Raw genomic sequence first — 22438 nt, 5'->3', positions numbered from 1 at the left:
ACTTCCAAGATACAAATGTAATTAGTTATTTGGCGAAGTATTGCTGATAAGGTGCGGAATTGAGGCATAGTCGAACCAATACTTGTTGAAGCATTTCATCATCTCTACCAAGGTACTAAAATCATTTGGTTTCACCATATAAGAAGCAGCACCTAAACCGTAACCTTCACTGATATCCTCATCAGCAGCGCTAGTAGACAGAATAACCACCGGAATGTTGGAGAATCCAGGATCCTCTTTGAGTAAACGTAAGGTTTCTCTTCCGTCTAGTATTGGCATGTTTAAATCGAGCAAAATCACGCTTGGTCGATTGCTCACTGGCTTATCTTTGTATTTGCCAGTGCAGCGCAAATAGTCGAGTAGTTCTTGCCCATCACATACGGTATGACATTGATAGGTTGCGCCAGCAGCTTCCATTGCGTCTTGTGCAAGCAGTCTATCGTCTTCATCGTCATCCGCCAAAATGATCGTAAACGGGACTTGAATGTTATTGCGCGTTTGCATCTTATTTCCTTTAAGTTATGGCTTCAAACTGAATAAAAAATTATCAGCGGGCAAAGTCACACAGAAAACAGCGCCCTTATCAGTTTCACCTTGTGCGTCTATTGTTCCATTATGACGTTCTACAATTCGTCGACATATGGCTAATCCGATCCCCGTGCCTTTAAAGCTATCGCGACTGTGTAAACGTTGGAAGGGTGCGAAGATCTTGTTTGCATATTCTTGCTCAAATCCAATACCATTATCGGCAACAGTAAGACGAAACCATCCTGTTAAGCCTTCAATATCTATCGCCTCTGGCTGTTCGACAGTTTCGACCGAAATCTTAACCATAGGCTGCGATTCGTTTTGAGAAAACTTAATTGCATTGGCAATAAGATTAAACAGCAACTGCTGCATTTGTGTTGGATCAGCGACGATCGATGGTAAAGTTTCAACGTTGATTGAGCAATTGCTTTCTTCTATGAGCACCTGTAAATCATCAATGCAGTCTTGAACGACTATATTTAGATCGACTGACTGGAAAGGTCGACCTCTTGTTGTGATTCTAGAAAATTCCAAAAGGTCACTAATTAGCACGCTCATTCTGCCGGCAGCGCTCCGCATCCGCTTTAAGAAATCACGTTGTTTGTCGCTTAGATTTTCTGACTGTGTTTCTAGTCTGTCGCCAAAGGCCATAATTTTGCGTAAAGGTTCCTGCAGATCATGGGAAGCTACAAACGCAAAATCTTCAAGCTCCCTATTGCTCCTACTGAGTTCATCTGAAAATAATGACAGCTCTTTTGTGCGTTCATCTACCGCGAGTTTGAGCCGATCATTCTGCGCCTCCATCTCTTGTTCACGCTGAGATTGATTTCGAATATTCACTAAGGCGAGCATAAACACACCGACAACTAAAACGAGACTCGTAAAAAATGAAATTGTTAAGTTTTTGCTAGATACAACGGTAGCGTTCTGAAGCTGATCAACCTGTTTCTTGCCTAGTGCACTTTCAGCGAGTTTTATTCGTTCAAATAAGCTGTGTATTTCATCATAGAGAATACGGCCTTCATCTGTTTCAGCAATGCGGAATGCTTGAGATAAATAATTTTCTTGGGCATGCGCGACGGTGATGTCCAATTCCTTAACTTTTTTCTCAATCAGACTCCTTAGCTTTTCAATCGCGGCGGTTTGTCCTGTGACTTTTGGATTTAGCGTAAGAGATTCTTCCAATAGCTTACGAACGCGGCGAACAGCTTCTCGATAATGGGTCAAATAGCGCTCGTCGTCGGTAAGCAAAAAACCACGCTGACCAGATTCTGCTGTGAGTAAGTTTACATGCATCTCTTCTAAGAGTGCGACAACTTCTGATGTTTGGCTTATATCTTGATGTAACTCGGTGAGCTCATTGATAGTAATGCGACTCACATAAGTGTTGCTGGCAATGAGTACTAGAAGAAGTAGAGATATAAATATCCACGTACCGGTTGAATAGGGAGAAAGAAGTTTCGACACTTTATTCAAGGTCATTCACCCTTGTGTTTTTCATTTAGTGTCGCTTTGTCACCTTGCTGCTCAGCAGATATGCTCTCAAATAAGTGCTGCAATAGCTCACTGCAGTGTTTCGAGTTTTGAATAATTTTGTTTGCTGACGCTTCTAACTTAGCGCTATTTTCACTCGACTCAGTGAGCATTTTGATTAGCTCTGCCTGCATGCTAATAATGTTCAATGGTTTGCGGATATCGTGAATTTGTTGGTTGAGATCGCTCATATTTTATCTCCGTATGCATGTAAACGGTTATAAAGCGTTTTAGTTGAAATACCCAGCATCTCGGCGGCCATTGTTTTATTGCCGTCAACCTCATCAAGCGTCGCGTAAATCAATGCTTTTTCTACTTCTTCAATCGTTTTCCCCGCACTCATAGAAGAGGACACTTTTCCCTTCTGTGAAAATGGCGAATCGAATGTAGCGGGCAAGTCTAATGAGCTTGAGCCGGGCTCACTCATAATAAACGCTCGGTGCAGGGTGTGTCTTAACTCACGTACATTGCCCGGCCAGTCGTGCGCTGCTAACTTGTCTAATTGAGCTGAAGTGATTACGAAGTTTTCGCCGTGCTCTTTATTTAGTTGATCTAAGAAGCTACTTACTAACAGCGGCATGTCTTCAATACGGTCGCGTAGCGGTGGTATTTCGATTGGAAAGACAGCAAGACGAAAATATATATCTTCTCTGAGTATGTTTTCGTTCGCAATTTGTTCTAGGGTTCTATTGGTGGCACTTATGACTCGACAATTAACAGGGATTTCTTGTGTTCCACCAACGCGATTAACCCGGCGCGTTTCAAGCACGCGCAGTAAGTTAGGCTGCATGTCGATCGGCATTTCGGTGACTTCATCTAAAAACAAACTGCCGTCAACTGCGCGCTCAAATACGCCTTTCTTTTGTCCAATAGCGCCGGTGAATGCCCCTTTTTCATGCCCAAACAACTCGCTACCAATGAGTTCTTTTGATAAGCCACCGCAGTTTGTTGCTATTAGATCACCATTAGAATCACTGGCGTTATGAATGGCTTGTGCTACTAATTCTTTGCCTACGCCACTTTCACCCATCAACATAACGTTGGCATCACTGGCAGCAACACGCTCTATCATTTTGTACAACTTTTGCATTGACGCTGACTCGCCAATTAAGCAGTTAAAATGAGCCTGTGATAATTTAGCGCTAGTTTTCTTTTGCGCTTTAATTGCCTCTGCTTTCTTAGGGTTAAGAATTTTTTCTAAATCTTCTCGCTCAATGGGCTTCATTATATAATTTACAGAAGGCCCAACGATGTGACTGATTGCTGATTTAATTTTTGGGTTACCTGTGATGAAGGTAACTCGAGGCTGTCTGGGTTTTGTTTGCAAATGCTCGTAAACGTGCAATCCACTGCCATCAGGCAACATGAAGTCAATAAGGAGATGATCAAATTCGTTGTGTTCTAACCATTCTTTAGCTTCCGCTACGCTATCCGCGACTGAAACCATATGGCCTAGGAACTCGATAATGTGAGTTGCGACTTGTGTGAATTCAACGTCATCATCGATTAGTAAAATAGATTTCACTGGTGCTCCCTTTTGGTAGTGAAATTATGAACTTACAAAATATTTTCAGAGCGGCAATAATGCGATGAAAGTGCCAGTAAAAAACCCTGTAATTGTTACACGCTAAAGCCGGTGATTATATCTCAATCATAAAAAATATGCATAGCTTTCATTGCCTTACTGCATATGATGCGATTGGCTCGATTTGTGCTCTATTTTTTAGTCCGTATGCTAACTTTTCATTATAGGAGATTTACATGAAATATAGCTTTTTATTTTCGCCAGACAGAAAAAGGAGGGTGGCTCATGAACAATAGCAAAACAATAGGGATTGCTTATCTCGGTATTTTACTTACTTATGTGATTGCAGATGCCATATGGCTTGGGGTAGTGACTCGCAGTGATTATACATCAAGCATTGGTCACTTGATGCGTGAGAGCGTAAATCTGTGGCCTTGGGTTGTTTTTTACATAGGCTATTCTGCGTGTATTTTACGCTTAGCAATTTTTAATGGAAGCAAGCCAACTTACCTTCGGGTGTTTGTTAATGCGTTTACTCTCGGGCTAGCGAGCTATGGTGCATACAATCTAACTAACTACGCTTTGCTCGAAGCATGGCCGATTGGAATTACGTTACAAGATTGGATGTGGGGAACATCAATTACTACTATTTCAGCAATGGTTGGATTCATCGCCATGAAATGGGATGCATACAAAGAGTCAAAGCATAAAAAAGAATCTGTAATGTAAAAACGCACTTAGACCTTGCAGTGGTTATGTCATTATAGCCACTCAGTTTTTTCTTAATCTTACTACTTCGCAATTAACAGTCGCTTTCTTCCATGAGTACTTCAAGCTCGGCAATGCGCTCATCGAACTGTGCATTGTCTTCTTCGTTGTAGAAGATACTGTTTTGATCTTGATACTGCTTGATTGATTTTACCTGCGTGCTAACTGCCTCACACATATGGGCTTGACTGTCGCAGGCTTTCAGTAGCGTGATAAAGGTGTCTAATAGATGTATAACAACAAATGTATGACTGACGCTATTCTGTCGGATTTGATTGAAAGCACCTTTGAACAAATCGTGAAAAGTTGCTTCGTTAGTGATCATACGTAATTCGTTATTGTCGTCGACTATTGATGTTTTTGGTAAGTTTTCCTCGGTAAATGAAGCCAATCCTGAAGCGAGTCTATCAATGCAATTTATTGCAGTGAAAGGGTCATTCATGCTTGGTGATAGGGCCCGGAGAGCCATTTCAACCAGTTGGTTAATCGCGTACAAGGTGTCTTGTAATGACGTTCTTTCTTGACCAATAACCAAGGCACTATCTAGCGAGATTGAGCTGGGTATTCCTGAATTATTGTATAAAACTGCAATTGGTGTTCCCGGCACTATATATTGGCCCGCTCTGCGCTGCATTATAATAAGCCCATCGAACTGTATAGCAGTATCCAGAATTTGGTGATATTCGACTGCCTGAATATAGCCATCGCATTTTGAAATGATGTTCAGCTTATATGTATAGTTTTCTAATTCTATTATCGACTTAAATGCGTGAACACGCTTACTTTCGCATTGTAAGGTGCGAATGTCGTTCATCATTGAGGAGGATATTTGTTTAACGACGTTGTCAGCACGAATTGAGGTTGCGACATGGTGAATAAAAAAGATGAGCACGAATACACAAATGACGGCGAGTATGACGGCGATTACGATCGCAAACTGCGGATAATAAGGTGCTTCGCTGCTGACGTTAATTTTGCTGATAACAACCAAACAGAAAACAAAAGTGGAAGTAAAAATCCCAAGGACCAACTGGGTCCACTTGTTTTGCATGAAGTTTTCTATTAGCCGAGGACCGAATTGATTAGACGCCATGACTAAGGCCACAACCGTCATAGAAAAGGCGATGCTGGTAATAGTAATTGTGGAGGACGCAATAAGCTTCACTACTTCCAGAGAGTCTTCTAAATCGACAATAACGAAGAGATGGTCAAGCGCTGTTGTAAAGAATTCCGGCAAGGGGATTTTTGGCAATATCACGCCGGCGATAGCTGCTATCGAGATTAGGATGGATGGAATAAACCAAAAACTGCCGCCGATTATGCTAGCTATTTTTTGTAAGTTGATCAGCCAAAAGCGAAAATGCCAAGCTGAATACTGCTGTTTCGATTCATTCACGGCTGAGTTCGTGCGTATTTAGCGTTCATTTTATTCAGTCCGCTTTGGCTTTTAATATTCATATCATACACATAATTTATTGGATAATAGTTATTTTCCAAAAGCCGAGGCAAACTGTATCGACTTTCTAAGTTGAACCCTGACTCTAATCATCTTTTTGTGACAACATGGTATTTAACTTCTCACCGCCCTTCGCACCAAAATCAAGCGTACGTATTGGGAACGGAATTAAAATATCGTTCTCCATTAGGGTTTGGTGAATGAGGTGGACAGCCTCATGTCTTGCCTTCATAAACCCAGTGTGTCCCGGGTATTTTATCCAGAACCAGATCACCAGATTCACACTGCTGTCGCCAAAGCCTTCGGCAAATACGTTTAAGTCATCTTTTTTAGTTACAAATTTTTGTTCACTCAATGCGCTTTTGATAACCTCAGCGGCGTGCATGACATCGTCCGCGTATGAGATACCTACAGGAATTTCAATACGCCTTTCGCCAGTAGTAGTGTAATTAGTCACTATATTTCTGAACAGTATTTTATTTGGAATAATTTCTAGCTGACCAAAAAACGTTTCTACAACCGTGTTTCTGAGATTGATCGATTTGACAGTGCCGAAAACCCCCTCCGCTTCGAGCACATCGCCAATTTGAAATGGTTTTCGGATGCCCATAGCAATGCCCGCTATGAGGTTTTCCGTCATGTCTTGGAATGCAAAGCCGATAGCTAAACCGAGAATTCCTGCGCCAGCTAATAGGGATGTAACTGTCCCAGTGAGACCCAAAAACTCGAGCGCGATAAAAACGCCTGCAACAAAAACAACCACTTTGGACATTGCACTGAGTAAGTCAGCAATCTGTCTCGATTCAAACGCACCATGCAAAATTTTGGATACAATTCGGGATGTGAGTCTAGCAAAAATTGCAAAAGCAAGGACTACGACAAGAGCAACTACTATATTAGGTAGAATTTTAATGCCCGTTTCTAGCCATGAGTCAACTTTGCCATTTATCAGCGTCCAAAAGTTGTTAATCGCTCCGAATTCCAAAACATATCCTCTCTTTGATCCTGTTTTTACCGTTACGGTCCATCTTAATTATTATTTTCTGCTGACTCTTGAATGATTTCGCCCACTGACTCAATGTCTTCACCCGCGCCTTCGATAGTTGCGCAACCGGCTAAACATAAAAATAGTAGCGAAATTGATAATTGAGTGAGTGTTTTTAACTTGTCTAACATTGTGATTCTCCTGAAAGTAAAATGCCCCGCATCTTTAATAAAAGTGCAGGGCGTATTTTAATTAGCAATCTTTGTCTTTCGCTTCAGTTGCTTCTTTAACATCTTCGCAAGCATCTTCGACTGCATTCCCTGCATCTTCAGCTATTTCGTCTAGCTTTTCGCCTGCTTCTTCGGCCGGTCCCTCTGAACACGCAGATAGTGTGAATGCAAAAACTGCTGCGAGTAACAATGTGCCTAACTGTTTAAATGAAATTTTCATAATTTATCCTTATACGTTTTATTGAGTGTTTGTTTAATATACTGCTGTTAATCCAATCGCTTTATGAATCTTTGCGACGTGTTTGTGTCACTTTATACAGATGGGTCTTTCCCTCTCAGAGCGTTTACCACCAAAGAGATGACAAGTAGCGCTAGAAAGATGAAAAACAATATTTGAGCGATACCGGATGCTGCTCCAGCGATACCACCAAATCCCAATACACCCGCAATAATAGCGATGATGAAAAATAGAATTGCCCAACTCAACATGATATTTCTCCTTGTGAATCTATAGACGTTCATTAAGTAGTATGCGAATAAGATGCCAAAATTTAAGTCATTGATTGCATTGACTTATATGTTCAATTTAAATTTTTAGAGCGGGTGTTCAGAATTTTTTACAGAGTAACTCAGAAAAATTTACCTGCTCTTTTGTGTAAGTTGGCAGAGCTTTCGTGTCAGGATTTGGTTAAATTGAGTTATCGAGCGGATTTTCTTATGTTGCTAGAAGTAATAGCAATCATCAGCACTAAGAATTAGTATGTAGAGCCACGTCGTCAGCAAATCCGGTAAGCTTATTCAAGGACGGCCTAAGTGATAAGGATTAGTCTCGCATGATTTTAGAAAACCCGGTAAGTGAAACGCAGATTCTAGTGCAAGATATGCAAACATATTACGCCGAATTCATTGCGAATCTCCCACAAATTGCCTTGGGTATTATTCTGTTATTCGGCTTTTATTTTTTATCAGCACCGATATCAAAGTGGCTTGTGAAGCCGCTTACCTACGCGCATTCTAGTGCCTTAATTCAACTCGTGATTCGTCGAATAATCAGTGCAATTGTTATCTTGTTTGGTTTTTATTTGTTTTTACGCTTGGTTGGATTAAGCGCTTTTGCTATTGCACTACTGAGCGGTACTGGCGTGGCGGGCTTAATAATCGGGTTTGCTTTCAAAGATATAGCAGAAAACTTTATGTCTAGTCTGTTATTAAATATTCAGAAGCCTTTCAAGTTAGGGGAAGTAATAGAGGTAAGCGGCCATTTGGGCATTGTTAAACAAGTGACGGCTCGCGCAACCACGCTGGTAGATTTTGATGGAAACCACATCCAAATTCCAAATGCGACAGTGTATAAGAACACCATCCGCAACTTAACGGCAAACCCAAACACCCGAGGTAAGTTTATTATAGGTATTGGCTATGACAACGATCCTTCAGTGGCGCAGGATATTGGTTTGCAAGTATTAACAAAAATGGATGTTATTCTTGCTGAGCCAGAACCGCAGGTGCTTGTTCAAGAACTTGGCTCATCAACGTACAATTTAGCCGTGTATTTTTGGGCTAATACGCATAAGCACAGCTTATTGAAAGTGCGCTCACTCGCAATCAAAAACATGATGAAGGCTTTTTCACAGGCAAATATTAGTATGCCAGACGACGCGAGGGAGATTATTTTTCCAGAAGGAATTACGATTAATCGGGATGCTGATAATCGTGGCGCCAGCAGCGCAAAGAGTGCGCCACATAACAACTCTATAAAACAACAGTCCGACACAAACAGCCGCGACAGCGCGTCTCATGACGAAGACCTGACTAGCGACAATGATGATATCCGCAAACAAGCGGACCAAGCGAGAGCCCCAGAGCAAGGCGATAATATCTTGTAAACATCTTTTATCTCGGCTTTTCAACGTATTCGCGCTAGCATACCGCGGCAAATACTAATTGGGCTACCGTAACGCTATGTTTAACAAAATCTTCATACTGGTTATTAAAGGACTACTCACTGTACTCCCTTTCGTAATCACAATTTATTTATTGACTTGGCTTATCAATACTACAGAGAGTTTACTGTCTCCTCTTATACCTAATGCCTACTATTTTCCCGGGCTAGGCATTGGACTTGCATTGTTGGTATTGGCATCAATCGGCATAGTGGTGAACCTATATGTGGTGAGGCTGGTTATCGAACATGCAAACACCTTGTTTGATAGAGTGCCGTTGATTAAAACCTTATTTGGTGCCATTAAAGATGCGGTCGATTTGTTTCAAATTAAGAAAGACCAAAATACAAAAAAAGCGGTTTCGGTAGAAATATCCGACGGTGTACATTTAATTGGCTTTATTACCGGTGATTCCGTTGCTGAGGTCTTATTTCCAAAACAAAGCAAGATTGCTGTTTATATTCCTTTCAGTTACCAAATAGGCGGTTATACCTTGTATTTGGATGCCAATAAAATAACTGAACTGTCAGTTGATGTTGAAACAGCCATGCGCATCGCAGTTACCGGAGGTAACTCGATTAAGCCAAGCAAGTCATCAACAAAAACGAGCTAAGAACGGTAACCTGAATACATGCTAACGCTCCGTCTCTTTTAAAACGCTTGTTTGTTGCTAGAACAGGTGAGTCGTTGCTATCAATCAGCCGCTGCACTTGCTGTAACAGCTTGGCTTTCTGGGGCACACTGCGCCTCGAGCACAGATAAGCCGCGCGTCAGTTTCAATGCCGCGTTCAACCCAGTTGATATTTAAAATTCGAGCCACACTAGATAATTGCGACTTAATACTGTTGGGGATCGCGGACGAACCTCCGCCTTTCACACAGGCTTGTTTCAAGTCCTCTGCAATAGACGCTGAATCGCCGCCTTGGGCATCAATAGCAGGATTTAAGTCAATACCTGTACACAACACGTGATTGTTGTCTGCCATGTCTTTTACATTGGTTGATTCGCAACAGTAAATTCTGGGTTCGTCGCCCACATTTAGAATCGATATTTGTGCACTGCTGCCAGCAACCGGTGCATTTATCATGCGAAATACAGCCCAGTGTTGACAAGGGTCTTCAACTTCTCGCATGTTTCCCCACGGGAGTGGGATCCCATTACCACGATATACCGCTTTGAGTTTCCCGGGCGCGTAAGCATCAAAATAGTGCCAATGGCGATAAGAGGAAACGGCCGTCATTCGGCGCATAGCAACGGAAGCCGATACCCCAACTTGCTCATGCGTTTTGATTTCGTAACCGTGGCGATCAAGCAATTGTCTAAAAGGAACTTTCGGGCAAAGAAGTGCTCCTGCAAAAAAGCTCGATTCAAAGTCACGCCATGCATGCAATATATCTTGTGCATTCAAAGTGGAAGACTGCTTTGAATAACTGTCATCGTCTGACAGCGTATTGTTGGGGTTAAGGCCCGTTAATAATACGCTTTTTAAACCGTCTTTGTTATGTAGGACACTGTGCCCAATATGCACGGCAAGATCGTATTTTAAACGGTTGGTAAACGACTTTAATATTTGATTAATATAAATGGTACCAGGAGAATCAAAAAAGCTGGTGACTAAACCGTTATTGCTGTTGGATGTTGTAGCGCCGAGTTCTTTCGCTATCGCGGCGGGTAATTTTTTAAACCACTTTATCGTTAAGCCCTGCTGTTTGACAATTTCAAATAAATCATCGACGCTCAGCGGCATGCGTTTCAAACCCACTTCTTCAGCCGCTCGTTCTAAATCTGGAAAATGATTTTGATGGTGCTCTTGGTGCGCACGAATAAGTAAATGGGCAAATTGGCGTCCACTCGTGCCGGTTTGTGACAACATTTCAGGGATAGCAATTTGCAAGATTTCATTTGAAAAAAGAAAACTCGGTTCAAGCGCTATGCCACTGATACCACCGCGGCTGCCCTTCACCGGTGTAATAGATTTTTCTTCAGGAACATCATCTAAAAACCAATCCATGGGTTTTTGAAATACAGAGGCGATGACCGTCAACATATCTTCGCTCGGAACGCGTTTACCGCGCTCAATCATTGATAAATAGGATACCGAGGGAGCAATTTCTGCGTTTACTCTAATACAACGGGCAGATAAGTCTTCCATTGTTAGATTGTTACGCTTTCGCAAGTTGCGAATTTTTGTCCCCATCAAATGCGATTTTCGAATCAATGATTTTGTATTTTTCACTTTTTATACTCCACCCAATTTGTAAAATTAACACTGTATAATTTTAATTGTGAAATTTTATAAATATTTACCTTATGCTCTATAACAAGTCAAGTAAAGAGACTTTTTAAGCGTTACTTGCTTCACCATAGATCAACAGGTCTGGGTTACTTGTCAAAAATTAGGGGATATACACATGAACATGCCAGCTTTGAAATACAGTCAAATTCATCAGGGCTTTCACACCTTCATCAATGAAGATGTGTTGCCAACGTGCGGCATTGAGGCAAATGTCTTCTGGCAAGCACTGGAAAAACTGATTTGTGACTATGCAAGCCAGCCGAATGCTTTTATAAATGAAGCAGAGGATAATGTTTTGGCGGCAAACACAAGAATTGCACCTGTAATCGATCGCCAGCAACTTATTCAAGCTGCTAACAGCCAATGGAGCAGTTTATTTGAGTCTGAAGGCGCATCTTCTGAATCAAAAGCATATTTGGATAGGCACTTCGCATTGGCTTCGGGCTCACATTCAGATGTAAAAAATTATGTTGTTTATTATCATCACTTGCTTGCGTTTTTTGATGATGGGAGCCAAGCAGGTCTAGCTAATCCTAGTCAGTTTGTGGCCTTGTGTGGCCATAAATGTTCACCAGACTCTGTTGTGCTCCAGCAATCTCCAGAGGGTTTGCACGTTGAGCTTATCTTTGACCGAAATGGTGAGCGCGGTGCAACAGACAGCGCTGGTATTCAAGACATTTTAGTTGAAACGAACGATCCAATTGTTGTTGACTTTAATGCAGTGCAGATTGATGGTGAAAGTAAAATCCAAGCTTATAGAAACCTCCAGTCGTTTTTGCGTGGCGATTTGCAAACGGTCACAATTGTAAAAGGACAGCAAACCAGCTGTAAAATGCATAATGATGCAACGTTTACCGACTTAAATGGCGATGACTACTGCATCAACAACCAACTACCAGTGCAGGTCCGTTGTGCTAATCAATTCTTGGTGACAGAGCTTATGCGGGATAATAAGAGTGCGCTGGCTCCACAAGTGATCGTGGATGCTGTTGTAACGAGCTTGATAACTCGCAATTCCGCAATCACTGAAAAGCAAAACAAACAAACTTCATTGCTACTCGAAAATGGCAGCTTTACGCCAAAAATGATGAAGCGTATTGAAGAGATCATTACTGCCTAGTCAAGTTTGCAAAATCGCTAATGAAATATTAGTTATTATGCTAAGGCAGATCGAGTTTCTTTTGGTCTGCTTTTTTTTAAAAATTTGTTATTTTCAGCCTATAATTATTGTTTCTTATAACAACGTGCTCTTGTCGCTGTAATAATGATCATTTCCTTTCTGTTATTATCTCTAAACTGGTAGCTAAATTAGTTGGGGGCAGCGGCTATCAATCTATCAACAGTATTTAAATACAAAGCAAGGAAAGCACCGTACATGCAGAAAAACCAGCAAAAAAACAAGAATAAAGGCTTTACCCTAATCGAACTTATCATTGTTATTGTCATTTTAGGTATTTTGGCTGTAGTCGCAGCTCCGCGTTTTATTAACGTGAGTAGTGACGCGAAAATTGCAGCACTTAAAGGTATGGGTGGCGCAATTACTTCGGCAAGTCAGCTAGTGTATGCCAAAGCGATAGTTCAAGGTGTAGATAATTTAGCTACTGGATTTGTTGATTTAGACGGAGATGGCGTAACAGATATTGAAACCAGATTCGGTTACCCGAGTGGGTCACGCGAAAATGGAGTATCTAAGGTAATGGACAGTTCTTTCATCACTGAATGGACGTGGTCTACTAATTTTGCACGCACACGATTTTATCTTACGACAGCGGCCATTGGAGGAAGGTCTAATGTATACGTTAATTTTACGCATATTTCGCCCACAAACTGTTATTTAATTTACGACAGAGCAACTAGCTTGGGAGCATCGCCGAGCATTGAGTATGTAACATCAGGTTGTTAGTTTAAATTTCAGTACCTTCATGCTGACTCGCTAAGTCATCAAGGTCGGAACAAGTATAATCAAATTTTCCGAGCTCATATTCATAAGAGACTGAAACAGAATTGGACGCTTTGAATAGTTTGGCCTGCACATCAGCCTTTGACCAGTGCTTTAGTTCGTTTAAAAACCGATTAGCGACCGAAGCGGAGGCAAATTGATAGCGAATTTCATTAATCATAGAACAAAATATTCTCGTGCTTGAAAGGGTTGCCTATCTTCGTCATTTTGGCTCTTGAGTCAAGCTAAGAAGTTATATCAAAAGTGCAGATTATTTCAGGCTCTTGAATCTGTTACCTTTAGATTGATATCGCTAATATCCCATTTGTTAAACTATAGATATAGTGTTGAAAAAGTCTGCAGTCTCGCGCTCTTTGCCTCCATAAGACCTTTTCCCTAATCGTAATTGAGGATCACTTGGTCTACCCTTTCGCCTCAACGCTAGTAAATCCAGCTTTTGTATTACTTACCGGCGTGATGGCGATGGTTGGCATGCTGCCGAGCATACCGGTACTTCTATCCAATTTTAGACACTAGTATTGTTAACAGGCATATACGATTTTGATTAATTAAGTTTGATTGGGCAATATTTAGCAAGTGTGAAATGGAATAAAAAATGAAGCGTTAATTAGGGTTCAAAAGAACCATACTCATAACTATAGTTCATGGTCATTAAATCTTTTAACAATGTGCAAATCGACACAATGATAGACCCTGACAACATCCTCATTATTTGCTAAGGCAGAAAACGTTACTGCAACGTCAATTCCGTTATCGCTTTTCCTTTTAGCATTTGTTGACTTTTCGCGGCAGACACACTTAAAGCAACAACTTAAAGCGTCGCCGTACTTAAACTATCAGCTTATGATTTTTTATACGTGTACTTTTAACGTTACATTTAAAAAATGTTAGTAAGATGTGATTAAAAATGAATCTTGACATTTAGTTTGTTAGACTTGTTGTGGAAAACGGTGGCTAAACGTGCGGACTAAAAATTATCAACTTAAACAAGAAGTTATTTGTTATTTTGGCGGTGGTTAGTCTGTTTGTTTTAAAATTATAGCGACACACACCTCTTAAGGTCTGGTTATAAATTGACCACTTAAGTTGAACTAAACAAAGAATTTGTAAACTAATACATAAGAGTGTCCGTAGATTAGTATAATAAGAAATACTTAAAAGGATTTTTGCAAAACGAAAAAGAGATTTTATCATCGCCAAACAGCAAAGCTTTTAGCAAAGCACCTACAAGAAACGGAGTAACACAATAATGCATATAAACGATCAAAACAGAGAGCAACTTCAGCCGATGTCTTCGGCAGAGCAAGTGGTTCTGGTCATCGGGTTCGTCATTTTTATCACGAGCTTGTTTTCGATCGGATACGCATTACTGGCGTCATTCTTACTGCCTGCTTCAAACAGCACTCTACTCGTCGCTGTGTTTGGCCTCTTGGGTGCGTACTTGGGTAGAAAGATACTTAGGCGCGGTAGAAAAGAAATAACCCTCTAAGAATACGATACTGCATTCAAGAAGAGGGTTATTTTTTACTACAGCCACAATGTGTGGCTGTTAACAGTTATGCTATCTCGAACGCTGCAATTTTTAATTGTGTAGCGAACGATCTATCCCGATTACTGTGCTTCTGCTTCAGGCTCAATTACTTCCAATAACTCTACATCAAAAATAAGCGTTGAGTTTGGCGTGATGTTACCCGTTGCGCGCTCTCCGTATGCTAAGTCTGATGGGATTGTAAAGCGATACGTAGACCCTTCTTTCATTAGCTGAACGCCTTCAGTCCAACCCGGAATTACTCTATTTAATGGGAAAGTAGCAGGTTCGCCACGGCTATAAGATGAATCAAATTCAGTGCCGTCTAACAACGTACCTTTGTAATGTACTTTCACTGTTGATGTTTCCGACGCAGGGCTTTTGCCCTCGCCTTGAGTTAGCACTTCATACTGAAGGCCTGAAGCCGTTGTAGTAACACCTTCTTTCTTCGCATTTTCAGCTAAATAAGCTGCCCCTTCGGCCACGTTGGTAACAGAAGCTGCGTTTGCCTTTTCGTCCTGCGCCGTCTTAAGTTTCATGTCCGAAGCACGAGTTAGTTCTTGTAACTCAGGAACTGTATATTGCGTTGTGTTTGCAAGACCATCTTTAAAACCGGCCATCAAGGCTGCTTCATCATAATCGATGCCAAGATCTTTTTGTTGACCAAGTCTATTCTGAGCAAACAAACCCATGCTCGCACCTAATGCGTAAGAGTGCTGCTCTTTTTCAGTAGTGTAAGTTTTTGCAGTTGAAGCTTCAGCTTTTACTTCTGTCGTCGCTTCAGTTGCAGTTTTGTCAGTTGCTTCTTGTTTCTGACAAGCAGTTAAAGCCAGTGCTGACAATACTGCTAGGGCTAATGTAGCCTTCTTCATTCCATTTTCTCCATAATCAGCGTTATGCTGTTAGTTGTGATTCAAGATATACTCTGCTAATAGTAAACGTGTGAAACTAAAAGCGAAACCCATTTTTAAATGAATAAGACAGTCTTTTTTCCGTTTGGTTGCCTTTTTGTACTTATTTGTGCAGGTTGCTCTGTTCCTGAAACCGAACCTGACACTAAATTACCTATTTCAGACAGCGGAGTTTATGCTGCCGATATTAGTAACTCGGGTGACTTCGCCGTTATTTCAAGGGTCAATGCCGATATTTCTGTTTGGTCGCTAGCGCAAAACAAAACCTTATTCAGTTGGCGGCACCAAGAAGAAGGCCGCAATATTGTTGCCAACATTCATATTTCGGCTGACGAATCCCACGTAGTTACGGCAGACAATGAGAACTTTGCTCTGTGGAATAAGGCCAGTGGCGACCCTTTGGGCTTTTGGCGCATAGATGAATCCACCATCCGAGACATCGCTGTCAGTAATCAGGGTAGAGGGATTTTGGTAGGAAAGGCAAACGGCAACGTGATGTTTTTTGAGCCAGAAACCGGAAGAAGTCTCGAGTTTTTAGGACATGAAGAAAAAGTAAATACCGTTGATATTTCACCCAACGGAAAATATGCGCTGACAGGAAGCAACGATTACAAAGCCTATTTATGGGATACCGACAGCGGACAGATAGTTCATGTTTTTAACCATGCTAACCGAGTTACAAAGGTTGCGATTGATGATGAGGCTCGGTTCTTGTTTACTTCGGACAGCCTAGATGACAGTCAAATTTGGGATGCACAAACGGGGAAGGCCATTAGCCAACTGCATTTTATTGAGCGGCAGTGGGTTTTTACGAGTGCTAGATTTTCGAATGATGGTAAATACTTACTAACTGGTTCTCCTGCAAAGCGATTGGCGCTTTGGAATGTTCAAACAGGAGAGTTAATCAAAGAATGGCGAGTTGCGCCTTCGGACGGTCCTGCTCCACAGTCTGCAGTTGTTTACGGCGTTGGCTTTCTTGATAACGAAGTATTGTCAATTTCAAGCAGCGGTAACTTAGAGTATTGGGCTTATAAATAGCAGTATTAATACAACAATAAATTAAGTAAAAGAGAAAATTAAGTGACGGATAAAACAGGCAACAACACCGCCGATGATACTATTGAGCAAATGAAAGCTGCCATAGAGCAGCTTGAATTTAAAATAGCGTATCAAGAGGATAATTTTGATCAACTAAATGAGATAGTTACCAGCCAGCAATACATGCTTGACCGTCAAGCACACCTGCTAAAAGGTTTAGTCGACAAAATAAAAACACTGCAAGTAGCTGATTCTGACACCGATCAGGGGGATGATTTACCGCCCCATTATTAAGTATCTATATGAATTCCGGCTAAATTTGTGCGCTTTCCTGGCGCTCCCTTTAGCAGCTGCTCTTTGATTATCTGGGGGACGGGTATTTTAGTAAAACTCGCCGAAGATAGCATCACATAGACAATTTCTGCGGTTGCGATGGCTCGCTTGCTTAGCCAATCACTCATTGTGATCTGCATTGTGAATGAGGTGTTACCAACGTGAGTGGTATGCACCGACAAACACAAAACATCGTCGAATTTAGCGGAGTTTTGCCAGCTGATTTGTAAATTTACTACTTGGTTGTCGAGCCCTTGACCTATCATGGCTTGGTAACCACCGATGACTTCACGCATAAATTCCGTAGCTGCTAAGTCTGCATAGTCAGCGTATCTTGCGTTAAACACGACTTCTTGAGCATCGCATTCTGAATATCTAACTCGCAATAATAATTCAAAGGGAGGTAGGCTTGTTACTTCCGTGTTTGCTCGGTCCATACTAATGTTTTTCCTTATGGCTGCTGTGAGAGTGTCCTTGGATGTTCGGATCTATGGATTGTTCATTTATTTGCCATGCGTCGCCAATAATCGGATCATCGCTTTCTGGTTGTTTTTCCCATTCATAGGTTTTCATTTTTGGCTTAGGGTCAAGCGAGTGCCAAAGTACAGCGCTAAACGCACCAGCAAGGGCACCAAAGAAATGATATTCAAACGAAATACCTTCTTCTCTAGGAAAAATAGTCATTGTCATACCACCATACAGAAAGAATGCTGTCATCATTATAGCTACTGAGCGTTTATCGCGACGAAACATACTGACTACCAGTAAGTAGAAAAATACACCATGGGTTAATCCACTTGCACCTATGTGATAGCTTTCTCGACCAAACAGCCAAACCCCAACTCCAGAGAGTATCCATATTGTCGCCAAAACGCGCCAGCGACTTTTGGGGTAACCATATAGCAGTAAAGTACCTAATACGAGCATTGGTAAGGTATTGTTGAAAATATGTTCTAAGGAGCCGTGAATGAGCGGTGCCGCTAATATTCCTAATAAACCATGTATAGTTTGAGGGTAAACGCCGAGCCAAGAGAGATCTATATGAAATATAAATTCAGAGGATTTGATGCACCAGATAATGCCGACAGTGAAAGCGGTTATTAAGATACTATTTTTGAGCGATAGTTTTTTCATTTGTATAATTTGAGGGCAAATAAAAAAATAGCAAGCTACCTTTATTTGATTTTACCGACTTTCCACAGAGGACCTTTCTAGCGCTTCTTTGCGAGAAAAATGGTGTGTTTGCTGCCTTTTCCCGGGCGCGCTCTCACAACCTGTGTGCTTACCTCAAACCCCGCTTTTTTTAGTCTTAAAGAGAACAAACGATCTGGACCTGCCGACCATATCGCTAATACGCCTTTCGGTCGCAGCATCTTATAGATATCTTGCAGACCGGCTGGTGAATAAATCCAATTATTGTCGGATTGAGTTAAGCCTTCTGGGCCGTTATCGACATCAAGTAGGACGGCATCAAAGGTGGGTTGATGGGATATTAACTGCTCTTTAACGTCGCCAACGTGCACTTTTGTGCGTGGGTCATTTAGTGGGTTTCCTGCGCAATTACCTAGTGGGCCCTGATTCCAAGTAACAACTTCAGGAATGAGTTCAGCCACGGTAACTTGGGCACTGTCATTAACCATATTAAGTGCAGCAGCTAAGGTATATCCCATACCTAAACCGCCTACTAACACGTGCGCCTTGTTCGTTGACTTCAAATGAGCACAACCGAGTCGAGAAAGCTCTTTCTCTGAATTGTAAACGCGACTATTCATCAATTCGCCGCGAATACCTGACAGTCGAATAGAAAACTCCTCACCACGCTGTGAAAATTTTAACTCACCGCCATTGTTCGGAATTTGCGCTTTACCTAGTTCAACCCACGGGACCATAATTTGCCTTTGTAAATATTTATTTTGCGTGACGCTACGCGTGTTAATCAGATTAGCACAGTTCACCTTACTTGCCTCCAACAAGCAAGATATAAAACGAAATCAAGGGGTCAGGTTACTTGAAACGATGGCGTTTCAAGTAACCTGACCCCTTGATTTTTTCCCTTGATTTTCGCTTGATTTATTATTGGATGCTCAACGGTTGACGTTCTTTCATGCAAGAATTCCAAAGAGCAGAGTTCTCGTTAGTCGGTGAACCGGCGGCAATAGGTTTTACAAATTCAAGTTCAAATTTGCCTGCTGTACCGGAGGTAATAAGGCGTTCTAGCGATGACTGAAGTTTGTCGATGACGTCTTTATCGATTGCTGGGTGTAGTGCCAGATAATTCCTGTGATGCAAATTACTATCAATTTTTGCGACTGGAATTATCTCTTCTAATTCTAGCTCTCCATGACTAAGTTGCAATTGGATACTGGTAGCTGAGCCAATAATTAAGTCTACTCTTTGCGCTGCGAACGGGCGCAATTGACTATATTTCCCTTGATATAAATTAAGGTTCTTGCCTTCTTTAAAGCCCAAACTCGCCAGTGTTTCTTTATAGGCTGAGTCTGTTGAGGCCCCCATGATATAGTTTTTTGCAGCATCAATATTTGGAATATCAATGTCGGTTCTACTGGCTAACTTATAAATGCAGTTTTGGCCTGATATGAATGGCCCCACCCATTGAAACAAATCCTCACGCTCTGCGGTTCTAGCGGTCGATACTAGGGCTGTGTTGGGCCCTTCTAAGGCCATTCTCATTGCTCTGTTCCATGGTAGTATTTGAAAAACACATTTAATTTGTGCTTCTTCGCAAGCGGCTTTCACCAGAAGTATATTGATTCCGGTTATTTCGTTATTTACTGAGAAGTTATAAGGGGGGAACTCTTCGGTGTATATCACCAGTGCCCGTTCACTTGCGAACAGGTCAAACGAGATTATGAAAAATAACAAAGTACGAGTCAGCAAGCGTATTACCTTGAAAGTAGAGCCGCATTCGTCCTTGAATCACATATTTCTCAAAAAAATAACACTTTAATCATGGCTGAGCAAGAAAACTTCATTGCACCTAGGGTTTAAAAACACCGATGACACTCTCGGACGCTCTGGTAGCAGAGGTCACATTTTTATCTGTTTGTGTTTCTTTATAATCGCATTTCACACAAGCTAATTTCTCAACGTTGTTTTCGAAAAATAACATCAATGAATCGAGGCTTTTACATGATGGGCACGTAGCACCAGCAATGAATCTTTTACGGTTTTTATTACTCATAACCCTCTCTAGTTTTCAGGAGATTTGCCTAGTATACGCGGATGACTCAGGAACAGTGCAAAAACTTATCTATTTATCTTTGTACTAGTCCATCCTGTGCCAAGCTATTCAGCGTTTTTATTGTTCTTTTGACCCAGACTGTTGAATGGTATCCTATAGCCATGAGCCTTTCTGTATAACTCGTTAAGAAGCCGTAACTAATAAATGATTCAAATACAAAACTTGTCGCTACAGCGCGGTGTTAAAGAACTAATCAAGCAAGCCAATGTAGAAATTTATCCGGGCCACAAAGTAGGCGTGATCGGTGCGAATGGATGTGGAAAGTCAACCTTATTCGGATTGCTTCGCGGCGAACTTCAGGCTGACATGGGTGACTGCTTAGTACCCAAAGGGTGGCATATTGTGTCGGTGGCACAAGAAACGCCGGGTACTAAACGTTCAGCAATCGATTATGCTATTGATGGCGATACAAGGCTGCGTCAATTGCAGGCTGAACTTGCAGAAGCCGAAATTGCCCATGATGGCGATAAAATCGGCCATTTACATGATTTGCTTGCCCAACTTGGCGCTTATGATGTTGAAGCGAGAGCCTCAACCATTTTGTCAGGACTAGGCTTTAAAAACGAACAGCTTCAATTGCCTGTCAGTAGCTTTTCTGGTGGATGGAGAATGCGCTTAAATTTGGCGCAAGCTCTGCTGTGTGATTCGGATTTATTGCTTCTGGATGAACCCACTAACCACCTCGATTTAGATGCCGTAATTTGGCTCGAAACTTGGATACAGCGCTACAAAGGCACCTTGCTACTCATCTCCCACGACAAATCCTTTATTGATGCCTGCGTGAATACGATTATCAGTTTTGAGCAGCAGAATTTAATCAGCTACTCGGGGAATTATTCGAGCTATGAGAGACAACGTGCTGAGCGTATGCGTCTGCAAGCCAGCGAATATGAGAAGCAAGAGCGCAAAAAAGCGCACTTAAATTCTTTCATAACTCGTTTTAAAGCCAAAGCAAGTAAAGCTAAACAAGCTCAAAGCAGAATGAAACAACTTGAAAAAATGCAGGATATTTTACCCGTGCATCAAACCTCAGGATTTCAGTTTTCATTTAAACCGCCGGAAAAGCTGCCTAATCCATTAGTGCGAATGGAAGAAGTGCAGGTGGGTTATGCTGATAATGTCATTTTAAAACAGGTGAAAATGAACTTGGTTCCCGGTAGTCGCATCGGTTTATTGGGTAAAAACGGCGCGGGTAAGTCAACTTTCATTAAATTATTAGCTGAAGAGTTGACACCTTTACGAGGTGAATACGAAACATCGGCAGGCTTGACCATTGGCTATTTTGCGCAGCATCAAGTTGAATTGTTACACTTACAAAGTTCGGCTTATGATCATATTTTTCGCTTGGATAAAACCCTAACAGAACAGCAAATAAGAGACTATTTAGGTGGCTTTGGCTTTCACGGTGACGAGGCCTTAAAGCCCGTTGCGCCTATGTCCGGTGGTGAAAAAGCAAGATTAGTACTAGCCTTAGTTGTTTTCCAAAAGCCGAACTTATTACTGCTCGATGAACCAACTAACCACTTAGATATGGAAATGCGGCATGCCCTAACCTTCGCGCTGCAAGCTTTTGAAGGCGCGATGGTATTGGTCTCACACGATAGGTTTTTGCTGTCCTCGGTATGCGATGAGTTCTACTTGGTGGATAGTGGTGCAGTGAGCACATTTGATGGCGATCTCGATGACTACAAAAAATGGTTGTTTAGCAGTGCCAACAGCAATAAAACAAATGACAAATTGAGCACTGGCGCAAGCAATAGTTCTGCCGCAGGTAATGATTCAAATTCAGGTGCTACACCTCAAAAAGCGGCGAGTGAAGTTGACAGAAAAACGCGTAAGCGAATGGAAGCTGAGTTTCGACATGCCACTAAGCAATTTCGTGATGTTATTAGTAAAGAAGAAAAGCGCATGGAAAATTGCACTCAGCAATTGACTGAGTTGGAAGTAGAATTAAGTGATACTACTTTATACGATGCTGAAAACAAAAATAGACTCACTGACGTATTAAGTAAGCAGGCGAGTTACAAAGCGCAGTTAGAGGAAGCTGAATTGTTGTGGCTTGATGCGCAAGAAAAATTAGAAGTAGCTTCAACTGAATTTGAAAAAAGTTTATAAGTATAAAGGGGATATAGTTGCACAAGA

At 41.5% G+C, this 22438-nt stretch carries 26 protein-coding genes; 9 read left to right on the top strand and 17 right to left on the bottom strand.

Going from position 1 to position 22438, the window contains the following annotated elements; genetic code table 11:
• Window positions 1-21: 21 nt before the first annotated feature.
• Genes GNIT_RS16700 through GNIT_RS16685 form a run of 4 tightly spaced genes read right to left on the bottom strand, consistent with a single transcriptional unit; the run spans window position 22 to window position 3586 of the window.
• Window positions 22-504 carry a response regulator gene (locus tag GNIT_RS16700; RefSeq protein WP_014110491.1) on the bottom strand — a complete coding sequence of 161 codons (483 nt, stop codon included), beginning with the start codon at window positions 502-504 and terminating at the stop codon, window positions 22-24.
• A 15-nt stretch (window positions 505-519) separates the two neighbouring features.
• Complete coding sequence (locus GNIT_RS16695) at window positions 520-2010, bottom strand: sensor histidine kinase (protein WP_014110490.1); 1491 nt, start codon at window positions 2008-2010, stop codon at window positions 520-522.
• A complete protein-coding gene (locus tag GNIT_RS16690; RefSeq protein WP_014110489.1) occupies window positions 2007-2252 on the bottom strand; it encodes a histidine kinase dimerization/phospho-acceptor domain-containing protein in 246 nt (81 codons plus the stop codon). Before GNIT_RS16690 ends, GNIT_RS16695 begins: the two co-directional genes overlap by 4 nt.
• On the bottom strand, window positions 2249-3586 hold the full coding sequence (locus GNIT_RS16685; protein ID WP_014110488.1) for a sigma-54-dependent transcriptional regulator: 1338 nt from the start codon (window positions 3584-3586) through the stop codon (window positions 2249-2251). Before GNIT_RS16685 ends, GNIT_RS16690 begins: the two co-directional genes overlap by 4 nt.
• Window positions 3587-3871: 285 nt before the next feature.
• Between GNIT_RS16685 and GNIT_RS16680 the strand changes: the two genes are divergently transcribed.
• Entirely contained in the window at window positions 3872-4315 is a 444-nt protein-coding gene (locus GNIT_RS16680; protein WP_014110487.1) for a DUF2177 family protein, read from the top strand.
• A 73-nt stretch (window positions 4316-4388) separates the two neighbouring features.
• Here GNIT_RS16680 and GNIT_RS16675 read toward each other — a convergent pair whose 3' ends face one another.
• From GNIT_RS16675 to GNIT_RS17950, 5 genes are all read right to left on the bottom strand, one after another.
• A complete protein-coding gene (locus tag GNIT_RS16675; RefSeq protein WP_014110486.1) occupies window positions 4389-5750 on the bottom strand; it encodes a DUF2254 domain-containing protein in 1362 nt (453 codons plus the stop codon).
• Between the two features lie 145 nt (window positions 5751-5895).
• Window positions 5896-6795, bottom strand: a complete 900-nt coding sequence (locus GNIT_RS16670; RefSeq protein ID WP_014110485.1) for a mechanosensitive ion channel family protein — start codon at window positions 6793-6795, stop codon at window positions 5896-5898.
• Between the two features lie 44 nt (window positions 6796-6839).
• Window positions 6840-6986 carry an entericidin A/B family lipoprotein gene (locus GNIT_RS17955; protein WP_014110484.1) on the bottom strand — a complete coding sequence of 49 codons (147 nt, stop codon included), beginning with the start codon at window positions 6984-6986 and terminating at the stop codon, window positions 6840-6842.
• A gap of 61 nt (window positions 6987-7047) precedes the next feature.
• Window positions 7048-7245 carry a hypothetical protein gene (locus tag GNIT_RS16665; RefSeq protein WP_014110483.1) on the bottom strand — a complete coding sequence of 66 codons (198 nt, stop codon included), beginning with the start codon at window positions 7243-7245 and terminating at the stop codon, window positions 7048-7050.
• Between the two features lie 92 nt (window positions 7246-7337).
• Window positions 7338-7514: a DUF1328 domain-containing protein gene (locus GNIT_RS17950; protein WP_014110482.1), complete on the bottom strand. Its 177-nt coding sequence runs from the start codon at window positions 7512-7514 to the stop codon at window positions 7338-7340.
• A gap of 344 nt (window positions 7515-7858) precedes the next feature.
• Here GNIT_RS17950 and GNIT_RS16655 point away from each other — a divergent pair, with 344 nt between their 5' ends.
• A complete protein-coding gene (locus GNIT_RS16655; protein ID WP_014110481.1) occupies window positions 7859-8911 on the top strand; it encodes a mechanosensitive ion channel family protein in 1053 nt (350 codons plus the stop codon).
• A 76-nt stretch (window positions 8912-8987) separates the two neighbouring features.
• A complete protein-coding gene (locus GNIT_RS16650; protein ID WP_014110480.1) occupies window positions 8988-9581 on the top strand; it encodes a DUF502 domain-containing protein in 594 nt (197 codons plus the stop codon).
• An 84-nt stretch (window positions 9582-9665) separates the two neighbouring features.
• Here GNIT_RS16650 and GNIT_RS16645 read toward each other — a convergent pair whose 3' ends face one another.
• Entirely contained in the window at window positions 9666-11204 is a 1539-nt protein-coding gene (locus GNIT_RS16645; protein ID WP_041246488.1) for a DUF3612 domain-containing protein, read from the bottom strand.
• Window positions 11205-11379: 175 nt separating this feature from the next.
• On the opposite strand from GNIT_RS16645, the gene GNIT_RS16640 reads away from it, so the two are divergent.
• Together GNIT_RS16640 and GNIT_RS16635 are read left to right on the top strand one after the other, a co-directional pair.
• Window positions 11380-12384 carry an aldolase/citrate lyase/malate synthase family protein gene (locus tag GNIT_RS16640; protein WP_014110477.1) on the top strand — a complete coding sequence of 335 codons (1005 nt, stop codon included), beginning with the start codon at window positions 11380-11382 and terminating at the stop codon, window positions 12382-12384.
• A 255-nt stretch (window positions 12385-12639) separates the two neighbouring features.
• On the top strand, window positions 12640-13167 hold the full coding sequence (locus tag GNIT_RS16635) for a prepilin-type N-terminal cleavage/methylation domain-containing protein (protein ID WP_014110476.1): 528 nt from the start codon (window positions 12640-12642) through the stop codon (window positions 13165-13167).
• Window position 13168: 1 nt separating this feature from the next.
• Here the strand turns inward: GNIT_RS16635 and GNIT_RS16630 are convergent, their stop codons facing one another.
• The gene (locus tag GNIT_RS16630; RefSeq protein ID WP_014110475.1) at window positions 13169-13384 is read right to left on the bottom strand and encodes a hypothetical protein; all 216 of its coding nucleotides are present in this window, start codon (window positions 13382-13384) and stop codon (window positions 13169-13171) included.
• Between the two features lie 1089 nt (window positions 13385-14473).
• Here GNIT_RS16630 and GNIT_RS16625 point away from each other — a divergent pair.
• Entirely contained in the window at window positions 14474-14713 is a 240-nt protein-coding gene (locus GNIT_RS16625; protein WP_014110474.1) for a hypothetical protein, read from the top strand.
• Between the two features lie 122 nt (window positions 14714-14835).
• On the opposite strand, the gene fkpA is transcribed toward GNIT_RS16625, so the two are convergent.
• The gene (gene fkpA, locus GNIT_RS16620) at window positions 14836-15624 is read right to left on the bottom strand and encodes an FKBP-type peptidyl-prolyl cis-trans isomerase (RefSeq protein WP_014110473.1); all 789 of its coding nucleotides are present in this window, start codon (window positions 15622-15624) and stop codon (window positions 14836-14838) included.
• A 99-nt stretch (window positions 15625-15723) separates the two neighbouring features.
• On the opposite strand from fkpA, the gene GNIT_RS16615 reads away from it, so the two are divergent.
• Both GNIT_RS16615 and GNIT_RS16610 read left to right on the top strand, forming a co-directional pair.
• The gene (locus GNIT_RS16615) at window positions 15724-16701 is read left to right on the top strand and encodes a WD40 repeat domain-containing protein (RefSeq protein WP_014110472.1); all 978 of its coding nucleotides are present in this window, start codon (window positions 15724-15726) and stop codon (window positions 16699-16701) included.
• 42 nt (window positions 16702-16743) lie between these two features.
• Entirely contained in the window at window positions 16744-16995 is a 252-nt protein-coding gene (locus GNIT_RS16610) for a SlyX family protein (RefSeq protein ID WP_014110471.1), read from the top strand.
• Here the strand turns inward: GNIT_RS16610 and GNIT_RS16605 are convergent.
• From GNIT_RS16605 to GNIT_RS16585, 5 genes are all read right to left on the bottom strand, one after another.
• Complete coding sequence (locus GNIT_RS16605; protein WP_014110470.1) at window positions 16992-17471, bottom strand: acyl-CoA thioesterase; 480 nt, start codon at window positions 17469-17471, stop codon at window positions 16992-16994. The two genes, GNIT_RS16610 and GNIT_RS16605, sit on opposite strands and share 4 nt — an antisense overlap.
• A gap of 1 nt (window position 17472) precedes the next feature.
• Window positions 17473-18168: a rhomboid family intramembrane serine protease gene (locus tag GNIT_RS16600; protein WP_014110469.1), complete on the bottom strand. Its 696-nt coding sequence runs from the start codon at window positions 18166-18168 to the stop codon at window positions 17473-17475.
• A 77-nt stretch (window positions 18169-18245) separates the two neighbouring features.
• Entirely contained in the window at window positions 18246-18923 is a 678-nt protein-coding gene (locus tag GNIT_RS16595; RefSeq protein WP_014110468.1) for a spermidine synthase, read from the bottom strand.
• A gap of 184 nt (window positions 18924-19107) precedes the next feature.
• Window positions 19108-19932, bottom strand: coding sequence for a substrate-binding periplasmic protein (locus tag GNIT_RS16590; RefSeq protein ID WP_158307657.1), 825 nt, complete (start codon window positions 19930-19932; stop codon window positions 19108-19110).
• Between the two features lie 100 nt (window positions 19933-20032).
• Window positions 20033-20236: a YheV family putative zinc ribbon protein gene (locus tag GNIT_RS16585; RefSeq protein ID WP_014110466.1), complete on the bottom strand. Its 204-nt coding sequence runs from the start codon at window positions 20234-20236 to the stop codon at window positions 20033-20035.
• A 204-nt stretch (window positions 20237-20440) separates the two neighbouring features.
• On the opposite strand from GNIT_RS16585, the gene GNIT_RS16580 reads away from it, so the two are divergent.
• Window positions 20441-22411 (top strand): ATP-binding cassette domain-containing protein, encoded by a 1971-nt coding sequence (locus GNIT_RS16580; RefSeq protein ID WP_014110465.1) that lies wholly within the window; start codon window positions 20441-20443, stop codon window positions 22409-22411.
• The last annotated feature ends 27 nt before the right edge of the window (window positions 22412-22438 follow it).

Origin of the sequence: Glaciecola nitratireducens FR1064 (genome assembly GCF_000226565.1) — a bacterium.
Taxonomy (GTDB): domain Bacteria; phylum Pseudomonadota; class Gammaproteobacteria; order Enterobacterales; family Alteromonadaceae; genus Glaciecola; species Glaciecola nitratireducens.
Note: the sequence above shows the minus strand (reverse complement) of the source record. Positions and strands in the feature narration are given on the sequence as shown.